Annotated in this window: 18 protein-coding genes; all 18 read left to right on the top strand. The window is 47.8% G+C overall.

Annotated features, from left to right (window positions below):
* The first annotated feature begins 45 nt into the window (after positions 1 to 45).
* A complete protein-coding gene (locus U0008_RS08020; protein WP_051874111.1) occupies positions 46 to 246 on the top strand; it encodes a hypothetical protein in 201 nt (66 codons plus the stop codon).
* Positions 243 to 1,448, top strand: a complete 1,206-nt coding sequence (locus U0008_RS08025) for a DNA-methyltransferase (RefSeq protein ID WP_072008159.1) — start codon at positions 243 to 245, stop codon at positions 1,446 to 1,448. Before U0008_RS08020 ends, U0008_RS08025 begins: the two co-directional genes overlap by 4 nt.
* The gene (locus U0008_RS08030) at positions 1,445 to 2,446 is read left to right on the top strand and encodes a DUF968 domain-containing protein (protein WP_226930167.1); all 1,002 of its coding nucleotides are present in this window, start codon (positions 1,445 to 1,447) and stop codon (positions 2,444 to 2,446) included. Before U0008_RS08025 ends, U0008_RS08030 begins: the two co-directional genes overlap by 4 nt.
* Before the next feature lie 20 nt (positions 2,447 to 2,466).
* Positions 2,467 to 3,162, top strand: a complete 696-nt coding sequence (locus U0008_RS08035) for a bacteriophage antitermination protein Q (RefSeq protein WP_043492426.1) — start codon at positions 2,467 to 2,469, stop codon at positions 3,160 to 3,162.
* A 156-nt stretch (positions 3,163 to 3,318) separates the two neighbouring features.
* Positions 3,319 to 3,705 (top strand): cell envelope integrity protein TolA, encoded by a 387-nt coding sequence (gene tolA, locus U0008_RS08040; protein WP_043492429.1) that lies wholly within the window; start codon positions 3,319 to 3,321, stop codon positions 3,703 to 3,705.
* 906 nt (positions 3,706 to 4,611) lie between these two features.
* Positions 4,612 to 4,944: a phage holin, lambda family gene (locus U0008_RS08045; RefSeq protein ID WP_043492432.1), complete on the top strand. Its 333-nt coding sequence runs from the start codon at positions 4,612 to 4,614 to the stop codon at positions 4,942 to 4,944.
* A 9-nt stretch (positions 4,945 to 4,953) separates the two neighbouring features.
* On the top strand, positions 4,954 to 5,568 hold the full coding sequence (locus tag U0008_RS08050; RefSeq protein ID WP_043492435.1) for a glycoside hydrolase family 19 protein: 615 nt from the start codon (positions 4,954 to 4,956) through the stop codon (positions 5,566 to 5,568).
* A gap of 2 nt (positions 5,569 to 5,570) precedes the next feature.
* Positions 5,571 to 6,041, top strand: a complete 471-nt coding sequence (locus U0008_RS08055) for a lysis protein (protein WP_404813186.1) — start codon at positions 5,571 to 5,573, stop codon at positions 6,039 to 6,041.
* A 463-nt stretch (positions 6,042 to 6,504) separates the two neighbouring features.
* Positions 6,505 to 7,047 (top strand): Rha family transcriptional regulator, encoded by a 543-nt coding sequence (locus U0008_RS08060; RefSeq protein WP_043492441.1) that lies wholly within the window; start codon positions 6,505 to 6,507, stop codon positions 7,045 to 7,047.
* Between the two features lie 155 nt (positions 7,048 to 7,202).
* Positions 7,203 to 8,054 (top strand): DUF6236 family protein, encoded by an 852-nt coding sequence (locus U0008_RS08065; RefSeq protein WP_043492443.1) that lies wholly within the window; start codon positions 7,203 to 7,205, stop codon positions 8,052 to 8,054.
* Between the two features lie 66 nt (positions 8,055 to 8,120).
* Complete coding sequence (locus tag U0008_RS08070; RefSeq protein WP_043492445.1) at positions 8,121 to 8,471, top strand: HNH endonuclease; 351 nt, start codon at positions 8,121 to 8,123, stop codon at positions 8,469 to 8,471.
* A complete protein-coding gene (locus tag U0008_RS08075) occupies positions 8,468 to 8,650 on the top strand; it encodes a hypothetical protein (RefSeq protein WP_025797681.1) in 183 nt (60 codons plus the stop codon). The genes U0008_RS08070 and U0008_RS08075 overlap by 4 nt, the downstream gene beginning before the upstream one ends.
* Positions 8,651 to 8,863: 213 nt before the next feature.
* The gene (locus U0008_RS08080; protein ID WP_043492447.1) at positions 8,864 to 9,337 is read left to right on the top strand and encodes a phage terminase small subunit P27 family; all 474 of its coding nucleotides are present in this window, start codon (positions 8,864 to 8,866) and stop codon (positions 9,335 to 9,337) included.
* A complete protein-coding gene (locus U0008_RS08085; RefSeq protein WP_043492451.1) occupies positions 9,338 to 11,074 on the top strand; it encodes a terminase large subunit in 1,737 nt (578 codons plus the stop codon).
* Between the two features lie 13 nt (positions 11,075 to 11,087).
* The gene (locus tag U0008_RS08090) at positions 11,088 to 11,282 is read left to right on the top strand and encodes a hypothetical protein (protein WP_004847789.1); all 195 of its coding nucleotides are present in this window, start codon (positions 11,088 to 11,090) and stop codon (positions 11,280 to 11,282) included.
* Complete coding sequence (locus tag U0008_RS08095) at positions 11,282 to 12,520, top strand: phage portal protein (protein ID WP_043492454.1); 1,239 nt, start codon at positions 11,282 to 11,284, stop codon at positions 12,518 to 12,520. The genes U0008_RS08090 and U0008_RS08095 overlap by 1 nt, the downstream gene beginning before the upstream one ends.
* Positions 12,495 to 13,157 (top strand): HK97 family phage prohead protease, encoded by a 663-nt coding sequence (locus tag U0008_RS08100; RefSeq protein WP_025797691.1) that lies wholly within the window; start codon positions 12,495 to 12,497, stop codon positions 13,155 to 13,157. The genes U0008_RS08095 and U0008_RS08100 overlap by 26 nt, the downstream gene beginning before the upstream one ends.
* Before the next feature lie 4 nt (positions 13,158 to 13,161).
* Complete coding sequence (locus tag U0008_RS08105) at positions 13,162 to 14,379, top strand: phage major capsid protein (protein ID WP_043492458.1); 1,218 nt, start codon at positions 13,162 to 13,164, stop codon at positions 14,377 to 14,379.
* Position 14,380 lies beyond the last annotated feature (1 nt).

The raw sequence follows: 14,380 nt of genomic DNA on the forward strand, positions 1-14,380 counted from the left end.
GTGGTAGCACCAACGCCAGAACTATTACGCCAGCAGGCCTCGGAAATGCTCAAGCGTGCAGAGCAGCTCGAAAAGAACGGCGCAACCCGTGATGCAATCAAAAAGGCACTGGTACCGGCTTTACGCGATGTGATGCAGGCCAAGCATAGCGTTCAAAAATCAATGGATTCCTTGCTCGATGCAGTGGCCGACATGGAACAGAAGATCGGCAAGCTGGAAACCGTGGTCATGGAGGTGCTGTCGTGACATATCAACTTCTGGTTGGTCGCTGTGAAGATGCTTTGAAATCTTTACCTGATAATTCTGTTGATTCGATAGTTACCGATCCTCCGTATGGTTTAAGTTTCATGGGCCACAAGTGGGACTATCAAGTACCAACGGTAGAGCAGTGGATCGAATGCCTGCGTGTACTCAAACCGGGGGGACACCTTCTTGCTTTTGGTGGAGCGCGTACATATCACCGGCTAGTTGTGAATATTGAAGATGCTGGCTTTGAGATTCGCGACCAGATTATGTGGGTATATGGCAGTGGGTTCCCTAAATCAAAAAACCTTACCGGGGAGAACGAAGGCAAGGGAACAGCTTTGAAGCCAGCGCACGAGCCGATTGTAATGGCCCGTAAATCATTATCTGGCACCGTGCAGGCTACAGTGGAATCTTTTGGTACTGGTGCGCTGAATATTGACCTTTGCCGAGTTCCCACCGATGAGAACTTATCTGGCGGTGTTGGTGGACTCCTTTCCCATATGCGTGATGGAAAACATCCTGATGCAAATGATTGGCAATCTGATGAGGTAGGCCGTTGGCCTGCAAATCTCATTCATGATGGTAGTGCTGATGTTGTGTCTACCTTTCCAGACGCGAAAGGTCAGCAAGGGAGAGCTAAGAACGATGGTTTGGATAGTGGCAATAAGGTATTTAGCCCACTTAAAAATGTGACATCCAACCCTGAGCCACGCGTTGAAGTTGATACATCTGCAGCACGTTTCTTCTATTGCGCAAAAGTCAGCAAATCAGAGCGGGATGAGGGTATGGAACGATTTATTCCCGTATCAGCATCAGAAATGACTGGTGGGCGTAAAGAGGGTAGCGCTGGTTTGAACGATCCGCGTGCAGGAGCTGGCCGTACTAGTGGTGCTCGAAATAATCATTCAACGGTTAAGCCTGTAGCACTCATGCGGTATTTGTGCCGATTGGTGACACCAGCAGGCGGGAAGATACTCGATCCCTTTATGGGAAGCGGTAGCACTGGTAAAGCGGCGATCCTTGAGGGCTTTGGTTTTGTTGGTGTAGAGCTAGACCCTGATCACTTAACTACGGCAGCGGCTCGCATAGCTCATTCATACAAAGAAGTTACTCTGGAATTAGGCAAGGGCGAGATTGCGCCCTTGAAGGAAAAACAATCAGTAACAGCAAAAATAGGCAATGTTAAGGCTGGTTTGCTATGACCATGCGCATGATCCTCACAGCATTCCCGCAAACTGACGCTGGCATAGTTTTGCTTAAGCCGGGCCAGTTGACGCACAAGTTCCGCAAAGACCAGCGCATCATGATCACTGATGTGCCTAAAGAGTTTGATAAGTTGCCAGCGGGCGAAGTCCCTGCCGAAAATCAGATATTAGCCGCAGATCCGCGCCTATCTGCTTTTTGGGCTAATGATCGCGTTTATCGAGCAGTTGGTGGACTGGATAGTTTGCTCACATGGCTGGATAGGAAGGATGAATGCCAGTGGCATGCGGATTGGCACCATAAAGAGCTAGTCACAACACCCTATGAGGGCGGCGCGGTTCGGTTGTGCTGGAGTTGTGACAATCGTACACGCACGCACTTCACAGAAGCCATGATGTCGATTGCTATGCAGAACAGGATTGAGTGCTTACTTGAAGCCATTCGTATCAAACTGGATCTGAGTGAAGGGCGAGAGATTTCATTTGCTGAGGTGTGCTGGTGGGCGACGCTAAACGGTGTAGCAGACCTTCTTCCTGCGTACGCTATTACTGGGATGGAACTCTCCACCATCGGAGGCACAACGAAAGAGGCGGATATTAACCCGTGGGAGCCAGATCCATTCTCTATTGTTGCCGAGCTTGTGGAGCAGGTAAAACCCGTTATCAAGCTTTCGGGTGATGAAGCGCCACCAGCGAGCTTTATGTTGAAACCTAAGTTACAGCGGTGGGAGTGTGAGAAATACACGCGGTGGGTAAAAACGCAAAAGTGCTGCGGTTGCAGTAAACCAGCTGACGATCCGCATCATGTGATTAATCACGGCTTGGGCGGGATGGGAACTAAAGCCCACGACTTGTTTGTGTTGCCGTTATGCAGACGGTGCCATGACAAGTTGCACAAGGACGTTGCGGCGTGGGAGCAGGAACACGGGGATCAGCGATTCCTATTGATTGAATTTTTAAATTACGCGCTGGGTGTTGGCGCAATTTTCAAAGCGTAACGTGTGGGGAGCGCTGAGTAATGAGAACTTGTAACTTAGAATATGTTCGTGAGCGCTTAAATCTGGCGCTGGCGGATTATGGAAGCAGAACAAAAGGGCAGCTTGATGCGTTTCAGGGGGCTGCGTTAATCAATACAACACGATACAAGCGTAGGCCAGCGGTCGAGGTTGGTGGTCAGTATCGGCAATCTGACCCTGTAGCATGTTCAGAGACACGCGGTGGCAAGAGGCCAAAGCCACCGATCGAGGAAATAACATTCTGCCTCAGCTCTTGGCGCCGAGCTGTATTTGAGTTGGAAGGCCACCAGCGTGCATGGGTTTATTACTGTTATGCGCATAATCTTGAATACGATTATCAAGTTCAGATCACCACCCATGTTTGGGAGGAGTATAAAAAAACCTTAGCAGGTAAACGGATCACTAAAAAAGTGACGGCACGTATAGCGAGGCTTGTATGGCTGGCAGTACAGCAACATGCACATAGCTGTGGTGGAGTTCTAGGCAAGAATTATTCCGCGACTGAGTTGGCTAAGCTAATGGGCATTGAGTTGAATAATTGGTCAACTAATTATGCTATCCACTGGCGAGGCATATTGATGGTTTGCCATAGCCTTGATAATACTTCTCTACATGACACGATCGAGACAAGATCAGCTAACAAGCCTAACTTTAATGACGTGATGCTTGCAAAAATGAATAAATTGAGCGATATTTAACGTTAATTTGGTATGTTACCAGAATTACATATAAACCCGCCTAGTGCGGGTTTATATGTGTCTTTTTCAAGAATGAGTTGCTGTTGGCATTTATAGAGCTAACAAAGTTGTATTATAAAAAATTAATGCTAATTCTGACTGATGGTGGTGGGAAAAATGAAGTTATTTGTTTCTTGCTTGGGAGCAGGTGCACTATGTGCTCTATTGCTTTTGTCAGGATGCGCCAACAAGGTTAACTCGCAAGTTACCACTCCTACTAAAGGCCCGGAGCTTAATAAAGCTATTAGAGATTATGCTAGTGATATTCAATCTGCAATTGAATGGCATTTTGAAACACAACCTAGCTTCAAAGGGAAAATATGCGATTTACGCATCAAGCTTGCGCATGATGGTCGTTTGCTTGGAGTTATCGCGGAAGGTGGTGATCCTGAGTTATGTGCCAAAGCTATTGAGGCGGTGAAGCTAGCAAAATTCCCTAAGCCACCGAGTAATGAGGTCTATCAGGTTTTCAAAAATACGCCAATTAATATAAGACCTGATTGAATCAGACGATAAATAACCTAAACGATTCAATCACAGTCTACCTTCGGGTGGCCTCTTTCATATGCAATACCAAGCCTCGCCATTGTGCGGGGCTTTGTCATTCCGGAGGGTGAGAAAATAAAGCACTAACGCGGTTAACCCGCGCTCTCTATATGCCGCAGTCATGGTGTGGCCCCGAGTCGCCAATGAGTGAGCCAGAAGCAGGTCGAACTGCACTCACGCTGGAAGGGTTAATTAGCAAGAAGTATTAACGTTAACTAATGTCTGAAAAATCTGAAAAATCTGAAAAATCTGAAAAATCTGAAAAATCTGAAATAGCGGCCCCATATTGTATAGGTTGCAATTATAAGATACGGTTTTAAATGTCGTGGCGGCGGGTTGTTTTGTGAGAGAAGTGATCTTAGTTAGTCGCCACGGCATTCAGTACATCACTCAGCGAAGAAGGGATAACCCGGAGCGTTTGATGTACTGCACAATCGCATGAGCCATCTCTTTGTAGCATCGAATACAGGTGCGTGTCTTTCAACTTAGAGGGATGGCTCAGTCGATTGTGGTGTTTGCACTACTGTGAAGGTAATGGCTGGCGGGATTAGTTCACGAGCTCCTAGAAAAACCACCCGGCATCAGGTTGACCAGCACCTAAGTGATGCCACCGGGATAAGTACCGGACATCACAATTCTTTATAGCTTGCTACTGTTGAAGAGCTGACACGCTAGACGTTCGGAGATAAGCGCCGAAGCATCAAGCCATAAATCATATATAGAGGCTACCTTCGGGTGGCCTTTTTCTTATCTAGCGCTCAGCCAACAACCATCCACACACTAAACACTTTCTATCTGAGAGTGGTTACGGCTGGGCGCTATTCCACTAATTAACCCTACCGCGCTGGTGGATGGGGGGAGAACATGAAAATGCACAAAAGCCCCGAGCTCTGGGCCATGTTAATGACATGGATTGCAGAGCACCGCAGCGAGGGAAGTTACGCATTCATTGCGGGTCTAATGGCTATTCTGCGGGGGATATATAACGGAGAGTCTCCGATGTGGCGACGGATTCTGGATGCCGCTATGTGCGCACTGGTGGCATTCTTTATTAAAGATCTACTCATGTTGATGAGTTTTGATCAGAAGTGGGCATATATCGGCAGTGTCTTTATTGGCTTCTTGGGTATTGATTACTTCAGCTCGGTTCTACGTCGTGTTGTCGGCAGTAAGACTGGTGTCCCTCCTCAACAGTAAGGCAATTCAATGGATCTCGAACAGTTTCAACAGGCGGCTGATATTAGCGCCGGATTAGCTGCGCGCTGGTTTCCGCCCATCGATGCAGCAATGAAAGAATTTGGTATTACGGCGGCAACCGATCAGGCGATGTTTATTGCTCAGGTAGGGCATGAGTCTGGCGGTTTCCGGCAGGTTGTTGAATCACTGAATTACACATCGGGTGCTTTGGTTGCTGTATTTGGTAAGCGTATTACTCAGCAACAGGCCAATGCTCTCGGACGAACGACAGCGCAATCTGCTCGACAAGATGCGATCGCCAATTTGGTCTACTCGAATCGCTTAGGTAATAAAGCTTCCGGCGATGGTTGGAAGTATCGAGGCCGCGGCCTTATCCAGATTACCGGACTTGATAACTATCGCGCATGCGGCGCCGCGTTAAAGCTCGATTTAGTGACCAAGCCTGAACTTCTGGAGCTAGACCTTCAAGCAGCGCGTTCAGCTGCATGGTTCTACACATCAAAAGGCTGTATGGCCTACGGTGCTGATGTTTACCGAGTGACGCAGATTATCAATGGCGGGTTGAACGGTATTGATGATCGAAAGGTACGTTACAACAAGGCACGGGCGGCGATGTTGGTATGAATATCAATTTCAGTTGGCGAATGATGGCAATAGGTCTGTTGCTGGTGGCGTTGGTCGCCGCCGGGAGAATAGCTAACCATTACCGCGATAAATACCACCAGGCAGATAAAGATCGCACCGCGGCCGAGCTGTTAGTCGCTGAGCGGCAATCCGCAATTACTAGAATGCAGACCCGCCAGCGCGATATTGCTGAACTGGATGCTATGTACACGAAGGAGTTAGCAGATGCAAAAGCTAAAAATGATGCTCTGCAGCGCAAGCTTGATAATGGTGGCAGGGTGCTCGTCAAAGGGAAGTGTCCAGTGTCAGCCGCAACTAAAACCACCAGCGCCTCCAGCGTGGGCGATGATGTCACCCTCGAACTCACTTCAACTTCTGGACGAAACGTTCTCGGTATACGATCAGGAATCATTAGCGACCAAACCTCATTAAGAGCCTTGCAGAATTACATTCGAGACCAATGCTTGAGATAGGCGGGTAAATATTTTGATGTTTCGAGCAAAGGCTGAATGAGCTCCATACTTTCCAAAATATTATCAATTAATTCTATGTGTTCTCTTCCGTAGTTAAAGCAAAGAATTAACAGTTTTATTACTTGCATAAATATTTTAAGAAAATGAAGGGTGTTCAGGATTTGTTCAAAAGCTGATTTGTTTTGTGATGACATTAATTACCTCCGACTTTTTGTAATGTTCTATAGTCAGTGGTAATTAATAAGCATCTGTTTTTAATGGTTTTATTCTGTTTGTTGAGTTACTGGCCTCGGCACTTGCTGGGGCTTTTTGCATCTACATTTCATCGCGCACCGCAGCGCAAATAACCACATCGAACCCAACCTTTTGAAATGAGCCTTTGAGGGAGTCAGTTAGTGCTGGCGAGCCTCGATGGACTGATTTCCTATGCGGCAAAGGTTCATCTCAAAGTAAGGCAAACGCTATGAACAATTTACAGGTCATCCCTGATTTTGAATTTCGTCAGCTAGTATCGGCGGCTGAAGGTGAGCCAGTGACTGACACATTCCAGATCGCAAAGGCATTTGGAAAAAGACACCAGCACGTTATTCGCGCGCTGGAAAACCTTCACTGCTCGGCTGATTTCACGAGGGCCCACTTTTGGGTTGTCGAGAAAATCAATGAGTTAGGGATATTTGATAAGAAGCAAAAGTATTACCGCATGGACTTCAGTGGCTTCGTTATGTTGGTCATGGGGTTTAATGGAGCAAAGGCTGATTCGGTTAAAGAGGCATATATCAATGCCTTCAACTGGATGACTAATGAACTGAGAAAATACAGCGAAAGCTATGAGGCAGAACGCAACGCCGTAATGCTCGAATACATGAAAGAGAAAGATGTAGCCAGCATGTCTGGGCGATTACTGAACCGTTGGGGGCGAGTAAAAAAGCCATCATTGCTGGCAAAGATTGAGCGTATTAACCAAATGGGGCAAATAAATATTCCCGGTCTGCACCATAAGCAATAGCAATGCTATAGAGACTGACAGCGCTTATGGCGCAGGACAAGTTTGTGAGCACATCTATTTCAAAATGATTAATCAGTAAAATATAACTGCTGGTATTCGATGTGCATCTACGAAAATGCTAAATTATCCCCAATGTTTATTTTAGAGGGGCTGACATGGAAAGAGGAGTGGTTTTTAGTGCTTGTGAACTACTTAAAACCGAAGATGGAACTGGTTTTAGTACAGGCCAATGGATAAGCCAATTAGAGCTAAATTATCTTTCTCTTTATTGGGATAAACTAGTTTCCCCAACTAATAATTTTTTCCATGCTGGTCTTAAAGACGAAGATGAACTGATTAGATGCGGTTTGTTAACTCGTCCTTTATATCAACTGCAAGGTACAATCCATAGTGGTGAAATGGCTGATATATATGCGGAAACTCATGCTAAGACTATTGACATACTCCGCAACACAGAAGGCTCGACTGACTGGAGAATGCATTTTTTAAATGAGCAAGTAAATCTAAAGCCTGAGTTTGCCAAATCAACTGAGGTTGTACGTTTTGAGTTAGCTAACTTATTGCCAGTACCAGCAGAGAATGTCCATCTTCACGAAATTCTTGAGTTTAAAGAGAGAAGAAAGCCAGAGTTAATCGCACTCCATGAATATCTCGATGAACTTTACAATGAAGTTATGAGGTCAGGAGACGTCAACCTTCAGAGAGCAAAAGCGCTTTCAAATCTAAAGCAAGCGATATTTGATATTGAGCGCTTAAACAAAGAAGGGTGGAGAAGTCCAATTAAATTCAGTATCTCTACTTCTTTCGAGTTTAATTTGGCTCAGGTTTTAGGTGTAGCTTCTACAGGCCTCCCCCATCCTTACGACGTTATGGGGGGGTTAGTTAGTGTGGCGTATATCTTAGGTGGATGTATAAAAATTAAACCGCAGTTTCAAAGCGTGCTAGCTAAGGGAAATGACAAGCTAGCATACATTTGCAAAGGAAAAATTGAAGGCCTATTTGAGTAACATTAATTGACTACATTGCTAACTAAGCCACTAGTATCTGCTGGTGGCTTTTTTATTGGAGCTTATATGCCAGCACTAATCCCACGTGCATGCCGTAAGCATGGCTGTCGTAATACCACCACTGACCGCAGCGGCTATTGCGAGGAACACCGTAATACAGGATGGGAGAACCATCAGCAGGGCAAGAGTCGCCACGAACGTGGCTACGGTAGCAAGTGGACCCTCATTCGTAAGCGCATTCTTAATCGTGATAAGCACCTTTGCCAAGCCTGCTTACGTGAAGGGCGAGCCATTCCCGCGACCACGGTTGACCATATCAAACCTAAAAGCCATGGCGGTACCGACGATGATGCCAACCTTGAGGGATTGTGTTGGCCTTGCCATCGAACCAAGACAGCAACGGAGCGAATGAAATGACGCAAGACGAGCAAACAGTATTGATGGCTAAAGGGCTGATAGCTTCATTACCCGAAGATAAGCAGCAGGCTGCCCAACAATGCATTGAAACGATTAGAAGTCTTCTAGAGGCACATCCAGATGGCGAGGCACTCCTTGCGTTGACGTTGGTCGCTGCTGAGATTCAATGCGCCTCATGAATGATAATGATTGTCGTTTGATTGTATTTATCATTGCATATTGAATGATTTCACATTAAACGATATTTGTTCTCATTTCAGTAGGGGAGGGGGGGATCAAATCTCTACCCCTCTCAGCCTAAAGGACCGCCGCTTTACCTCTTTCCGGATCGCCGCAGGTTAGAAAACTTTTTTTGGGGTCCCCCAACCGATGATTAATAGGAGTTTTCGATTATGTCAGGACCACCGAAAACCCCGACCCATCTACGTTTGGTGAAGGGTAACCCATCAAAACGCGCTATAAACAAAAACGAACCCAAACCCCCCTCAGGGGTACCCCCAATTCCGAAGCATTTTGATAAGCGTGGGAAGTATTGGTTTAAGCGGATGGGGGAGGAGTTGGACGCCGTTGGCGTGATGTCCACCTTAGATGCTAAAGCCCTAGAGTTGCTCGTTGAAGCGTATACCGAATATCGCCACCACTGCGAAGTGCTAGATGAGGAGGGATATACCTATCAAACGGGCTCAGCTACGGGGGAAAAGATCGTGAAAGCCCATCCAGCTGCAGCGATGAAAGCAGACGCATGGAAACGTATCCGCGCAATGCTATCTGAGTTTGGTATGACGCCTGCGAGTCGATCTAAAGTCGAAATAAAAGCACCAGCAGGCGAAGACCCGTTCGCCGAATTCTTAAAAGCGAGAGACTAAATGGCAAAGGTGGCTGATGGTATTCGCTACGCTGAAAAAGTCGTGGCGGGGGAAATCATTGCTTGTGATCTGGTTAAGCTAGCTTGCCAGCGTTTTCTAGATGACCTCAAAAAAGGTGAGAAGCGCGGTGTATTCTTTAGTGAGCCTCGCGCTCAACATATTCTTAATTTTTATAAATTCGTCCCCCACGTGAAGGGTAACCTAGCCGGAAAACCTATCGAACTGATGGATTGGCATGTTTTCATTCTCATCAATATTTTTGGGTTTGTGATCCCGCTAGTGGATGAAAATACCGGAGAGGTGGTGCTACGCAATGATGGCAGTGGCCGTCCTGTGATGGTGCGACGTTTCCGAACGGCCTATAACGAGGTGGCGCGTAAAAACGCTAAATCAACACTCTCCTCGGGAGTCGGTCTTTATATGACAGGCGCGGATGGGGAAGGAGGGGCTGAGGTTTACTCTGCTGCCACGACTCGCGATCAGGCGCGTATCGTTTTTGACGATGCAAAAAGCATGGTCAAGCAAGCAAAACCCACGCTGGGGCGTTTATTTGAATTTAATAAGCTGGCTATCTTTCAGGAGCAAACCTCATCGCGTTTTCTCCCCCTATCCAGTGAGGCAAATAACCTTGATGGGCTGAACATCCATTGCGCGGTGGTGGATGAGCTGCATGCACATAAAACCCGTGATGTATGGGACGTTTTGGAGACGGCGACCGGCGCACGTTTGCAGTCTTTACTCTTTGCCATAACGACGGCGGGTTTCAATAAAGAAGGGATCTGCTACGAGCAGCGCGACTATGCCATCAAGGTGCTGCGTGGGCAGGTGGATGACGATACCTTTTTTGCCATTATTTTTACGCTGGATGCGGATGATGATCCCTTTGATGAGACGGTATGGCAAAAGGCCAATCCCGGCTTGGGCATTTGTAAGCGTTGGGATGATTTGCGTCGTCTTGCTAAAAAAGCCAAAGAACAGGTATCAGCGCGTATTAACTTCTACACCAAGCATTTAAATATCTGGGTGACCGCTGAGTCTGCGTGGATGGACATGCTGAAATGGGATAAATGTGAATATCTTGCCCCTCAGCATGAATTAAAAACCTATCCGATGTGGGTGGGCGTTGACCTCTCCAACAAAATTGATATTTGCGCGGCAGTCAAAGTGTGGCAGGCCAACAATGGTCATGTGCATGCTGATTTCAAATTCTGGTTACCTGAAGGCCGCTTAGAGCGATGTTCGCGTCAACAGGCTGAGCTTTATCGTAAATGGGCTGATATGGATAAACTCATTTTGACAGACGGTGATGTTATCGATCATGGGCAAATTAAAGAAGAGCTGCAAATGTGGGTAACGGGCGAGAGCCTAAAAGAGATTGGTTTTGATCCATGGAGCGCGACGCAGTTTAGTCTGGCATTAGCGGAAGAAGGGTTACCGCTGGTGGAGGTGCCGCAGACGGTGCGCAATTTTTCTGAGGCGATGAAGGAGCTCGAAGCCTTAGTTTATGGGGGGCGTTTCCATCACAGCAGCCATCCCGTAATGAACTGGATGATGTCGAACGTCACCGTAAAACCGGATAAAAATGACAATATCTTCCCCAATAAATCGACGCCGGAGGCCAAAATTGATGGTCCCGCCGCGCTGTTTACTGCCATGAGTCGATTACTGGTCAACGGTGGTGAAGTGGGTGATAGCCTTTCCACACACATCGAGACCTACGGCCTTCGTTCCCTCTAACGGTTTAACCATTATGTCTTTACCACATTTTTTTACCGCCTTGTCGATCTTGGTGGGGCTCGCTGGCGCGCTTTTTTTGACGTATGGCGTGTGGCGAATATATCCACCTGCAGGATTTATTGTGGCTGGCCTATTGTGTTTAGTCTGGTCTTTCTTGGTGTCTCGGATGTTGGGTACCCAGACGGGGAACCCCGATAAGGAGGGGTGATGTTCTTTCCGGGTATGTTCCACAAGTCGGGTGATAAGGCGATGACGCCACAGGCGCTCAGTGAGCTTGTTGGTATTTCCTATAACACCTACGCAGGGAAAAGAGTGAGCCCCAAATTGGCCATGCAGCTTACCGCGGTATTTGGGTGCGTTCGCGTGTTAGCCGAATCGGTGGGCATGTTGCCTTGCTCTCTGTATGAACAATTAGATCGTGGAAGCAAAAAGGCTATTAAAGAACGGCTTTATAAGCTGCTTTCGGTCAAACCTAACGGCTATATGACCCCGCAAGAGTTTTGGGAATTGCTCATCGCCTGTTTATGTCTTCGCGGTAACTTCTTTGCCTACAAAGTCATGGCGCTAGGGGAGGTTGTCGAGTTACTCCCGCTCGATCCCGGTAGCGTAGTCGCCAAACTAAACAGCCAGTGGGAGCCGGTCTATCAGGTGACGTTTCCCGATGGTTCAAGCGATACCTTGAGCCAGAAAGAGATCTGGCATGTGCGTATCTTCACGCTCGATGGCCTCAATGGGTTAAGCCCGATTGCCTATGCTCGTCAGGCGATCGGGTTGGGAATGGCAACGGAAGAGCATGGTTCACGCCTTTTCAGTAATGGAGCGGTCACCAGTGGGGTACTGGAAACCGATCAGACGCTATCGGATGAGGCTTTTAATCGCTTAAAAACCGATTTTGAAGACAGGCATCAAGGGCTGTCGAACGCTCACAAGCCGATGATTTTGGAAATGGGACTGAAATGGAACCAAATCAGTCTCTCGGCTGAAGATGCTCAGTTTTTAGAAACCCGTAAATTTCAGCTCGAGGAGATTTGCCGCATTTTCCGCGTGCCGATGCATTTAGTGCAAAACACCGATCGAGCGACATTCAACAATATTGAGAACCTTGGGATCGGCTTTATCAATTACTCGCTTGTTCCCTACCTCACACGTATTGAACAGCGAATTAACCTTGGATTAGTGAAGGCCAGTAAACAAGGGCAGCTATACGCCAAATTTAACGTTGGGGCGTTGTTACGCGGTGACATGAAATCTCGTTTTGAAGCCTATGCCACCGCTATCAACTGGGGAATGTACTCCCCTAATGATTGCCTTGAATTAGAAGATCGTAATCCGCGCCCGGGCGGTGATGTGTACCTCACCCCGATGAATATGACCACGAAGCCGACCGATAGCGCAAAACCTAAACCACAGGAAGAACCCAATGACGATGATCAAACAACGTCTTGATGTGCCACTGAAACTCAAGTCAGTCAACGACAGCGGTGAGTTTGAGGGCTACGGCTCGGTGTTCGGCGTCAAAGATTGTTTCGATGACATCGTGGTACCGGGCGCCTTTACTAAATCGCTCAGCCTTTGGCGCGAAAAAGGCAGCTTGCCGGCAATGCTCTGGCAGCACGATATGCAAGAGCCCATCGGGATTTATACCGAGATGAAAGAGGATGAGGTGGGGCTCTTTGTTCGGGGGCGATTGCTCATCGATGATGACCCTCTCGCCAAGCGCGCACATGCCCACATGAAGGCCGGTTCTTTAACCGGCCTTTCTATTGGCTACGCGCTGAAAGATTACGAATACGACCGAACCAAAGAAGCTTTCTTGCTTAAAGAGATCGACCTTTGGGAGGTCAGTCCGGTGACGTTCCCTGCCAATGATGAGGCGCGTGTGAGCGATGTGAAATCCGCATTTGCGCGTGGGGAAACGCCATCACCCAAGAGTATTGAGCGAGTCCTGCGAGACGTAGGACTTTCCAAAAGCCAAGCCAAGGCATTCATGGCGGATGGCTACAGCGCACTTTCACAGCGAGACGCTGGCGACCTGAGCGCGGCATTAAATGCACTGAAATCTATCAATTTTAATCAGGAGTAACACCATGGCTGTAGATATTAAAGACATTGAACAGGTCGCGAACGAGCTGAAAGGTAACTTTGACGAATTCCGCCAGAAAAATGATAAGCGTCTTGACGCTATCGAACAGGAAAAGGGCAAGCTGTCAGAAACTGTGGAGACGCTTAACGGCAAACTGACGGCGCTCGATGCGTTGAAATCGGCGCTTGAGGATGAGCTGGCGGCGGTAAAACGTCCCGGTGGTGGCAGCGGCTCGAAAGCCGCGACTGAACATAAAACAGCGTTTGGCCAGTTTCTGCGTAAGGGCAAAGAAGATGGGCTCGCCGATCTGGAACGTAAAGCGATGCAGACCACCACCGATCCTGATGGGGGCTATGCGGTACCGGAAGAACTGGATCGCAATATCATCAGCGCGCTGAAAGATGAAGTGGTGATGCGTGCCGAATGTAACGTGATCACCATGGGGACCCCAAACTATAAAAAGTTGGTGAATCAAGGTGGGACAAATAGCGGCTGGGTAGGGGAAACCGATGCGCGCCCTGAAACTAACACCTCGAAGTTGGCAATTATTGAGCCTGTTTGGGGTGAGATTTACGCCAACCCGATGGCTACGCAAACCATGCTCGATGATGCGTACTTTGACGTGGAGAATTTTATTACCACGGAGCTCACGCAGGAGTTTGCTGAGCAAGAAGAGATTGCTTTCACCAACGGCGACGGTAGTAAAAAACCCAAGGGCTTACTGACCTACGGCAGTACGGAGGAAGCGGATAAGGATCGTGCTTGGGGCAAGCTGCAGCATTTGTTGGCGGCTAAACCGACGGCCATCACCGCAGATGAAATTATCAAGCTGGTGTATACGCTGCGTAAGCCGTACCGCAACGGCGCACGCTTTATGATGAATAACAGCACGTTGTTTACTGTGCGTACCCTGAAAGATTCACAGGGTAACTACCTGTGGCAGCCGGGCTTGCAGTTGGGCCAGCCGTCTTCGTTGCTGAGTTATGGCATTGCGGAGAACGAGCAGTTTCCTGATATCGGTGGGGATGCCACACCGATTGGCTTTGGTAACTTTAAGCGCTGTTTCACCATTCTGGATCGCATTGGTGTTCGTATGTTGCGTGATCCGTACACCAAAAAGCCGTTTGTCGGTTTTTACACCACAAAACGTGTGGGCTCGATGATGGTGGACAGCCATGCGGTGAAACTCCTCAAACTGGCGGCAGCACCTGCCTCTAAATAAT

The organism is Hafnia alvei (genome assembly GCF_034424155.1).
In the GTDB taxonomy this organism is placed as follows: domain Bacteria; phylum Pseudomonadota; class Gammaproteobacteria; order Enterobacterales; family Enterobacteriaceae; genus Hafnia; species Hafnia alvei.

What these genes read in the sequence shown, in the direction of transcription:
- U0008_RS08090 (WP_004847789.1), top strand. Translation starts at nt 11,088, where the DNA reads ATGTCTTTACCACATTTTTTTACCGCCTTGTCGATCTTGGTGGGGCTC.
- U0008_RS08020 (WP_051874111.1), top strand. Translation starts at nt 46, where the DNA reads ATGCTCAAGCGTGCAGAGCAGCTCGAAAAGAACGGCGCAACCCGTGAT.
- U0008_RS08105 (WP_043492458.1), top strand. Translation starts at nt 13,162, where the DNA reads ATGGCTGTAGATATTAAAGACATTGAACAGGTCGCGAACGAGCTGAAA.
- U0008_RS08065 (WP_043492443.1), top strand. Translation starts at nt 7,203, where the DNA reads ATGGAAAGAGGAGTGGTTTTTAGTGCTTGTGAACTACTTAAAACCGAA.
- U0008_RS08045 (WP_043492432.1), top strand. Translation starts at nt 4,612, where the DNA reads ATGAAAATGCACAAAAGCCCCGAGCTCTGGGCCATGTTAATGACATGG.
- U0008_RS08085 (WP_043492451.1), top strand. Translation starts at nt 9,338, where the DNA reads ATGGCAAAGGTGGCTGATGGTATTCGCTACGCTGAAAAAGTCGTGGCG.
- U0008_RS08050 (WP_043492435.1), top strand. Translation starts at nt 4,954, where the DNA reads ATGGATCTCGAACAGTTTCAACAGGCGGCTGATATTAGCGCCGGATTA.
- tolA (WP_043492429.1), top strand. Translation starts at nt 3,319, where the DNA reads ATGAAGTTATTTGTTTCTTGCTTGGGAGCAGGTGCACTATGTGCTCTA.
- U0008_RS08030 (WP_226930167.1), top strand. Translation starts at nt 1,445, where the DNA reads ATGACCATGCGCATGATCCTCACAGCATTCCCGCAAACTGACGCTGGC.
- U0008_RS08060 (WP_043492441.1), top strand. Translation starts at nt 6,505, where the DNA reads ATGAACAATTTACAGGTCATCCCTGATTTTGAATTTCGTCAGCTAGTA.
- U0008_RS08035 (WP_043492426.1), top strand. Translation starts at nt 2,467, where the DNA reads ATGAGAACTTGTAACTTAGAATATGTTCGTGAGCGCTTAAATCTGGCG.
- U0008_RS08070 (WP_043492445.1), top strand. Translation starts at nt 8,121, where the DNA reads ATGCCAGCACTAATCCCACGTGCATGCCGTAAGCATGGCTGTCGTAAT.
- U0008_RS08075 (WP_025797681.1), top strand. Translation starts at nt 8,468, where the DNA reads ATGACGCAAGACGAGCAAACAGTATTGATGGCTAAAGGGCTGATAGCT.
- U0008_RS08080 (WP_043492447.1), top strand. Translation starts at nt 8,864, where the DNA reads ATGTCAGGACCACCGAAAACCCCGACCCATCTACGTTTGGTGAAGGGT.
- U0008_RS08100 (WP_025797691.1), top strand. Translation starts at nt 12,495, where the DNA reads ATGACGATGATCAAACAACGTCTTGATGTGCCACTGAAACTCAAGTCA.
- U0008_RS08095 (WP_043492454.1), top strand. Translation starts at nt 11,282, where the DNA reads ATGTTCTTTCCGGGTATGTTCCACAAGTCGGGTGATAAGGCGATGACG.